This is a genomic window from Falsiroseomonas sp., assembly GCF_030695085.1.
GTDB lineage: Bacteria > Pseudomonadota > Alphaproteobacteria > Acetobacterales > Acetobacteraceae > Falsiroseomonas.
In genome coordinates, this window is the sequence record NZ_JAUYTS010000084.1 from 62,805 (window position 1) to 69,959 (window position 7,155).

Here is a 7,155-nt window from a genome sequence, read left to right on the forward strand (position 1 = left end):
CTGTCGCGCTATGATGCCGGAAAGGCCAGGATAATGACCTTTTTCGGGAAGGAAAGCCTGCCAGCCATGCCGATCACCCAGCAGGCCGTGAAAACGCTGTCCGCCCAGTTGTATGACTGGTCGCTGCGCCGCGTGCCCGACGATACCAAGGACGCGCTGCGCCGCGCCCGCGCCACCGAAACCCATGAAGGCGCGCAACGCGTGCTGGAGATCATGCTGGGCTCCGCCCTGCGCGCGGAACAGACGGATCGTTTCGTCTGCTCCGATGCCGGCGTGCCGGTGTTCCGGGTGACGCTGGGGGCGAATGCGCGGTGGGAGGGCGATCTGAAGGCCGCCATCACTGAGGGCTTTGCGGAATTGGTGGCGCGCATCCAGCCGCCGCTGCTGAAGCATGTGACCAACCCGCTGACCAATGAACGCGGCTACCAGGGCAAGGACATGCCCCTGGTAACGTGGGAGGTGGAATCCGGCGTGGACTGGATCGAGATTGCCTGCCAGCCCAAGGCGCTCGGCTCCGGCCGCTGGGCGCAGGCGGAAACCTTCAGCTTCCCCTCGCTGGCTGATATCGAGGCCTATGTGATGAAGGCGGTGATGCAGGCGGGGTCGCAGCATTGCCCGCCGGTGATCATTGGCGTCGGCATCGGCGGCAGCTTCGACGTGGCGGCCAAGATCGCCAGCAAGGCCACCTACCGCGCCATCGGCACGGTGAATCCGGAGCCGGTGCTGGCGGCGATGGAGGAAAGGCTGCTGCGCGCGGTGAACGCCACCGGCTTCGGCCCGATGGGCACCGGCGGCGACACCACGGCGCTGGCCGTGCATGTCGATTACAGCGCGGGGCATGGCTATACGCCCGTCGCGGTCTGCTTCAACTGCTGGATCAACCGCCGCACCCGCGCGCGCATCCATGCGGACGGCACCGTGGAACGCATGGAATGAAAACCGGAGCGGATGGAATGAACGAATACCGCCGCATCCGCATGCCGATGACGCGGGAGGATGCCCGCAGCCTGCGCGCAGGCGACATGATCCTGCTGGACGGCGAGATCACCATCACCGCCGGCCTGCCGACGCATCACCGCATCCTGGCCTGCGCGGAGGAGGGTCGCGACCCGCCCATCGATATCCGCAACGGGTCCCTGCTGCATCTCGGCAGCTACAGCCAGGACACGGCGGATGGCGGGCTGGAGGTGCTGTACATGAACCCCACCACCAGCACCCGCTTCAACCCGATCATGCCCCGGCTGATTCGCCATTTCGGCCTGACCGCGGTGGGCGGCAAGGGCGGGCTGGATGCGGGGTGCCGGCAGGCGATGGCCGAGGTTGGCTGCGTCTACCTCTCCTTCCTCGGCGGCGGCGCGCCGCTGCATTCGGGCGCCATCACCGGCGTGAAGGCGGTGGCCTGGAACGACCTGGTGGCGCATTACCGGCTGGTGCGGCTTTCGGTGCAGGGCCTGGGCCCCGTCACCGTCGGCATCGACGCCCATGGCAACAGCCTGTTCGAGACGCTGTCCGCCCAGGCGCAGGACCGGATGCCCGAAATCCTGGCGCAGCTCGACCGCGACCGGTCAGGGTAGAAAGCCCTCCCCCCACGGGGGAGAGGGTTGGGTGGGGGCCCCTACCGACGCCGCCCGTTCAGCCCAGTTCCACCAACGCATGCGGCAGCCCGCCACCGGCCAGCGTCTCCGCCCCCGTCTCCGTCACCAGCAGCATATCCTCCACGATGAAGCCGCCGAGCCCGTCCAGGTACCAGGGCAGCTCGAAAGCCATCACCATGCCCGGCTCCAGCACCACATCGCTGTCGGCGGCGGTATAGGGAAACTCCTCCGACCAGATCGAGGCGCCGAGGCCGTGGCCGAAATGGCCGCGCGCATAGCTCGGGAAGCCCGCCTGGTGCATGGCGGACAAGCAGGCGGCGTGAATATCCCGCAACGCCACGCCGGGGCGGAACATCGCAAGTCCCACCTCGAAAGCCTGCCGCAGCGCCGCATGCACCTGCCGCGCCGGGGCGCTGGCCGGGCCGCAGGTGAAGCTGCGCGCGAGGTCCGCCGAATAGCCGCCGACCACCGCGCCCACATCCACCTTCACCACATCGCCCCGCGCCAGCACGCCCGGGCTGGCCCAGGGGGAGGCGCCGAAGCCGACATATTCCCAGGCCGTGACGCCGCCCGTGCCGCGCGCCTTCGCCACCTGCCGCACCCGGTCGAGAAAATGCTGCCCCAGCCCGTCCCGCGTCGCGCCCTCCCGGATCTCCGGGATCAGCGACAGCAGCGCGGCCTCGGTGATCAGCCCGGCCTCCCGCAGCCAGGCGATCTCGGCGGGGGATTTGTGGGCGCGCAGCCGTTCCACCAGCAGGGAGGCATCGTGCAGGCCGGCCGGCGCGCAAGCCGCCTCCAGCGCCGGCAGATCGGCGGCCGGCACGGCGGACAGCTCCACCCCCAGCCGGGCATGGCCAAATCCCTGCGCGGCCAGCACCTGGCGCAGCGCGGCCAGCGCCGCGTCGCGGTCGAAGGTGGCGGGGCGGGCGAAGCCGGGGGGGCGGGCGGCGGTGGCGCGGGCGACCCACGCCGCCGCATCGCCGGTCGCGTCCAGGAAGGGCCGCAGATCGGCGGTCTCCGGCCAGATGGCGTGGCGAATCAGCGGCGCGCAACCGGCGGCTTCCACCGGCCCGGCGAACAGGTCGCTGACCACCGCACCCACCGGAAGCGCCGGATCGGCCGGCACCACGGCAATCGCCGCCCCCAGCCGCCGCCAATTCGCCGCCACCCCGGCCGGCGCGCCGGTCGCCCAGCGGAAGCTCTCCGGCGCCGCCAGCACCAGCGCATCCAGCCCCGCCGCCTGCATCAGCCGCGCCGCGCGCGCCCGGTCGATCTGTCCTGCCATGGTTACAATGGGCGACGTCCTGCCAGCGATTGTCAACGCCGGCCTCCGACCCCTATCGTTCGCGTAACCTTGGCGGGAGTGGCGAAGATGCTGAAATTGGTTCTGGGCGCGATGGCCGCCCTGTTCGGTCTGGCGGGCGCGGCACAGGCCCCGGTTCAGGCACAGAATGTGGAATGGCGCTTCCACAACAGCTACGCGCCGACGCGCATCGAGAGCCAGCATGTGCGGGACCTCGCGGCCGATCTCCGCACCCGCAGCAATGGCCGCTTCACCCTCAATGTGTTCGAGGGCAATGCCATGAACCTGCGCGATGCCGACATGCTGCGCACCATGCAGGGTGCCACGCCGGAGATGAGCTTCATCTGGCCGCCCTTCCTCGGCCGCGACGATGCGGCGATGTCCTCCATCCTGGTCTTCGGGCTGATCCGCAACGCGCAGGAACTCACCCGCGTGATGCCGGCGTTGCAGGAAAGCCTGAGCCAGGGCATCCGCCGCTGGAACATCGAGCCGGTGGGCTACATGCAGCTCGGCCTGCTGGATGCCGCCATCTTCTGCCGCAGCCCGGTCCGCACGCTGGAGGAACTGAAGCGCGTGAAGCTGCGCGTCGGGTCCCGCGAACAGGTGGAGACCTTCCGCGCGTTGGGCGTCGCCGCCCAGATCGTGCCGCAGCAGGAGCTGTACGCCGCGATGCAGACCGGCGTGGTGGATTGCGCGCTGTACCCGCCGCGCATCGTCCACACGATCAGCCTGCAGGAGGTGGCGAAGCACGCCACCAGCACCGGCTTCGCCTTCCCGCCGACGCCCTACATCCTGCTGGCCAACCAGGCGCGCTTCCGGACGCTGTCGGCGGAGAACCGCGCCGCCCTGCAGGCCTCCGCCGCCGCCATCGAGGAACGCAGCGCGCGGTTCGAACAGGATGCGACGGATGACGAGGCCGCCCGCGAACGCCTGCGCGGCCAGGGCGTGACCTTCCACCCGACCTTCTCCGAGGCCGAGCAGCAGGCCATCCGCACCGCCGCCATGGCGACGTGGGAGACGCTGATGCGCGAGGCCGGTGGCCAGGGCCCGGCGTGGCGCAGCCGCATCCAGTCGGCGCTCGGCGCCAACTGAGTTGGAGCGGATCGACCGCGCCCTGCTGGCCATCTCCCGCGCGCTGCTCGCCGTCTCGGCGGCGGCCTGCGCCGGCATTCTGGGGCTGGTCGTGGCGGCGGTGGTGATGCGCTACGCCGTCGCCGCGCCGTTCCGCTTCACCGAGGAGTTGGCCGGGCTGCTGCTGTCCGCGCTCGCCTTCCTGGCGCTGCCCTTCGCCATGGCGGGCAACGCCAATATCCGGGTGACCCTGCTGACGGACCGGCTGCCACCGCTCGGCCGGCGCATCGCCTGGGTGCTGGGCCAGGCCATCATGGTGGCCTTCTGCGCGATCTTCGCGTGGGAGAGCTATGGGCTGGCGGAATTCACCTGGCGGCTTTCGCTGATGAGCGAACAGGCGCGGCTGCCGCTTGGGCCCTGGGTGGCGCTGGCGCCGGCGGGGCTGGCCTTCACCGGGCTGATCGCCGCCTGGGCGGCGCTGCGGCCACCGCCGGCGGAGAAGGCGCAGCACCTGTGACATCGCCACGCCACTCTCGTGACCTGCGGCCCGCAGGATATTCCGGCCGCCGCATGTGCGGCGCGGCCAGCGCATGATCTGGACGTTTCTTCTGGGCATGGTGACCGCCACCGTGCTCTCGGGCGCCGTGCTCGGCGCGGCGCTCGGGCTGACCGGCTTCGCCATCCTGCATTTCTTCGCCGGCGGATCGACGCGCATCGGCGTGCAGACGGTGTGGAACACGCTGAACGAGTTCACGCTCACGGCGATTCCGCTGTTCATCCTGCTCGGCGAATTGCTGGTCGCCTCAGGCCTCGCGCGCGGCGTCTATCGTGCGCTGGCGCCGATCTTCGCGCGGCTGCCGGGCGGGTTGCTGCACACCAATATCGCGGTCTGCGCGGTGTTCGGCGCGGTCTCCGGCAGTTCGATGTCGGTCGCCGCCGCCGTGGGCTCCGTCGCCTATCCGGAGCTGAAATCGCGCGGCTATGACCGGGCGCAGACTGTGGGCACGCTGGCGGCCGGCGGCACGCTCGGGCTGCTGATCCCGCCGTCACTCTCCCTGCTGATCTATGGCGCGCTGACCGATACCTCGATCGGGCGGCTGTTCCTGGCCGGCGTGCTGCCGGGGCTGATGATGGCCGCGCTGTTCATGGCCTGGATCCTGTTCGCGGCGCTGCGCAACCCCGGCTTCGCGCCGGAGGAAAAGCGCGTGGCGCTGGGCGAGGCGCTGCGAGGCCTGGCCGGCGTGCTGCCGCTGATCGGGCTGATCATCGCCGTGCTGGGCAGCCTGTTCGCCGGGCTGGCGACGCCGACGGAAGCTGCCGGGGTGGGCGTCGCCGCGGCGCTGCTGCTCGGCTTCACCATGGGCGACCTCACCTGGCGCGGCTGCGGCGCGGCGCTGATCGGCACGGTGCGGACCTTCGCCGTCATCGCCATGGTATTCATCGGCGCGCTGGTGCTGGCGCAGGCGATCAGCCTGCTCGGCCTGCCGCAGCAGTTGCTGGCCGCGGTCGGCGAATGGGGCCTGTCGCGCTGGGTGCTGCTGCTGGTTGTCGTGCTGATCTACCTGGTGCTGGGCGTGTTCTTCGACGGGCTGTCGATGATGATCATGACCCTGCCGCTGGTCTTTCCCCTGCTGACCGGCGTCGGCTTCGATGCGGTGTGGCTCGGCGTGGTGGTCACGCTGATGATCGAGGTCGGCATGCTGACGCCACCCGTCGGCATGAACCTGTTCGTCCTCGTCGGCATCACCGGTGGCGAGGTGAAGCTGGGGGAGGCGGCGCTGGCGGCCTTGCCCTACTGGATCGCGCTGCTGGTCGGCGTGGCGCTGCTGTGCCTGTTCCCGGGCATCGCCACCTGGCTGCCGTCACTCGCCTTCGGGTAGCGGCCGGATGACCGCAGCGCCCGGGATCAGGCCGCGTCCCGGCCGGCGGAAGGCCGCGGGCGCTGCCGGTCAGCCCGGGCCGGCGGTGCGCTCGTAGTGGCGGAAATACTTGTCGGTGATGAGGTCGGTCTTCACCACGATGCAGACATCCGTGGTGTTGAACTGCGGGTCGAGCACCGCGCCATCGCCGACGAAGCCGCCCAGCCGCAGATAGCCCTTCACCAGCGGCGGCAGGGCGCCGAGCGCCGCCCGCATGTCCAGCTCCTGCACCGGCAGCCGGTCCATCGCGATGTAGCGTTCCGCCACCGCGCGCGGGCGGAGCGCCGGCGGGGCCAGGTGGTTGGCGTGCAGATAGCTGAGCTGCGGGGCCAGCGAGTCCAGATGCGTGCCATGCAGCGACGCACAGCCGAACATCAGGTCGATCCGGTGGCGGAAGACGAAGGCGGCGATGCCGCGCCACAGAAGCTGCAGGGTGCCCCGGGTGCGATAGGCGCCGGCGACGCAGGACCGGCCCAGCTCCATGATCTGCCCGTCATAGGCGAGCAGCGGCGAAAGGTCGTATTCCGCCGCCGAATAGAACCCGCCGAGCTTGTCCGCGGATTGGCGGCGGATCAGCCGGTAGGTGCCCACCACGGCTTCGGCGCCGTTGCCCAGATCATGGTCCAGCACCAGAAGATGGTCCGCGACCGCATCGAAGACGTCGCAGTCGCGCCGGCTGGCGCGTGTTGCGGCATCCGGATGTGCGCCCATTTCCTCGTAGAAGACGCGGTAGCGCAGCGCCTGGGCCGCATCGATCTCCGCCGCAGTTTCTGCCAGGCGCAGGCCGAGATTGCCCGCGCGCAATTCCTCGAACCCCGCTCCCCGCGGGGCCGGAGGCGGGATGGCGGGCGCCAATGGGCCGGGCAACGCCGCGTCATCCTGCAGGGGGCCGTCCACACTCATGCGAATTCCTTCTCGCATTTCTCCGCGGCACGGGATCTGGCCGCGGCTTGTCCCCGGCGGGGCACGCTCAGCCGCGGATCTTGCCGGGGCGGGGCGGGCGGGGCGCCGGGGCGACAGGGGCGCGGCGACCGAACAATTCCAGCCGCTGCCCCACCAGGGTGAAGCCGAGGCGCTTGGCGATGGCCTGCGCCAGCTTCTCATGGTCCGGGTCTTCGAATTCCAGCACCTTGCCGGTGTCCACATCGATCAGGTGGTGGTGGTGCCCGCGATCGGTCGGGTCGTAGCGGGCGCGGCCGCCGCCGAAGTCACGGCGCTCGACGATGCCCTTTTCTTCCAGCAGCCGGACGGTGCGATACACCGTGGC

8 protein-coding genes are annotated in these 7,155 nt (G+C 70.4%); 5 read left to right on the forward strand and 3 right to left on the reverse strand.

The genetic code is table 11. The annotated features are described in order from the left end of the window. The first annotated feature begins 33 nt into the window (after positions 1-33). Together Q8S40_RS10640 and Q8S40_RS10645 are read left to right on the forward strand one after the other, a co-directional pair. A complete protein-coding gene (locus tag Q8S40_RS10640) occupies positions 34-936 on the forward strand; it encodes a fumarate hydratase (RefSeq protein WP_305670367.1) in 903 nt (300 codons plus the stop codon). Between the two features lie 17 nt (positions 937-953). Beyond that, a complete protein-coding gene (locus Q8S40_RS10645; RefSeq protein WP_305670368.1) occupies positions 954-1,574 on the forward strand; it encodes a fumarate hydratase C-terminal domain-containing protein in 621 nt (206 codons plus the stop codon). A 58-nt stretch (positions 1,575-1,632) separates the two neighbouring features. On the opposite strand, the gene Q8S40_RS10650 is transcribed toward Q8S40_RS10645, so the two are convergent. Beyond that, on the reverse strand, positions 1,633-2,880 hold the full coding sequence (locus Q8S40_RS10650; RefSeq protein WP_305670369.1) for a Xaa-Pro peptidase family protein: 1,248 nt from the start codon (positions 2,878-2,880) through the stop codon (positions 1,633-1,635). Positions 2,881-2,967: 87 nt separating this feature from the next. On the opposite strand from Q8S40_RS10650, the gene Q8S40_RS10655 reads away from it, so the two are divergent. The 3 genes from Q8S40_RS10655 to Q8S40_RS10665 all read left to right on the forward strand — a co-directional run bounded on the left by Q8S40_RS10655 (position 2,968) and on the right by Q8S40_RS10665 (position 5,849). Next, entirely contained in the window at positions 2,968-3,990 is a 1,023-nt protein-coding gene (locus Q8S40_RS10655) for a TRAP transporter substrate-binding protein (RefSeq protein ID WP_305670370.1), read from the forward strand. A 1-nt stretch (position 3,991) separates the two neighbouring features. After that, entirely contained in the window at positions 3,992-4,486 is a 495-nt protein-coding gene (locus Q8S40_RS10660; RefSeq protein WP_305670371.1) for a TRAP transporter small permease, read from the forward strand. 73 nt (positions 4,487-4,559) lie between these two features. Then, positions 4,560-5,849, forward strand: a complete 1,290-nt coding sequence (locus tag Q8S40_RS10665) for a TRAP transporter large permease (protein WP_304809632.1) — start codon at positions 4,560-4,562, stop codon at positions 5,847-5,849. A 69-nt stretch (positions 5,850-5,918) separates the two neighbouring features. Here Q8S40_RS10665 and Q8S40_RS10670 read toward each other — a convergent pair whose 3' ends face one another. Further along, positions 5,919-6,797: a GNAT family N-acetyltransferase gene (locus Q8S40_RS10670; RefSeq protein WP_370690732.1), complete on the reverse strand. Its 879-nt coding sequence runs from the start codon at positions 6,795-6,797 to the stop codon at positions 5,919-5,921. Positions 6,798-6,858: 61 nt separating this feature from the next. Continuing rightward, a partial coding sequence (locus Q8S40_RS10675; RefSeq protein ID WP_305670372.1) for a transcriptional repressor occupies positions 6,859-7,155 on the reverse strand: 297 nt, incomplete at its 5' end.

Coding starts and splice junctions, on each gene's coding strand:
- Q8S40_RS10640 (WP_305670367.1), top strand. CDS start 34: ATGACCTTTTTCGGGAAGGAAAGCCTGCCAGCCATGCCGATCACCCAG.
- Q8S40_RS10645 (WP_305670368.1), top strand. CDS start 954: ATGAACGAATACCGCCGCATCCGCATGCCGATGACGCGGGAGGATGCC.
- Q8S40_RS10650 (WP_305670369.1), bottom strand. CDS start 2,880: ATGGCAGGACAGATCGACCGGGCGCGCGCGGCGCGGCTGATGCAGGCG.
- Q8S40_RS10655 (WP_305670370.1), top strand. CDS start 2,968: ATGCTGAAATTGGTTCTGGGCGCGATGGCCGCCCTGTTCGGTCTGGCG.
- Q8S40_RS10665 (WP_304809632.1), top strand. CDS start 4,560: ATGATCTGGACGTTTCTTCTGGGCATGGTGACCGCCACCGTGCTCTCG.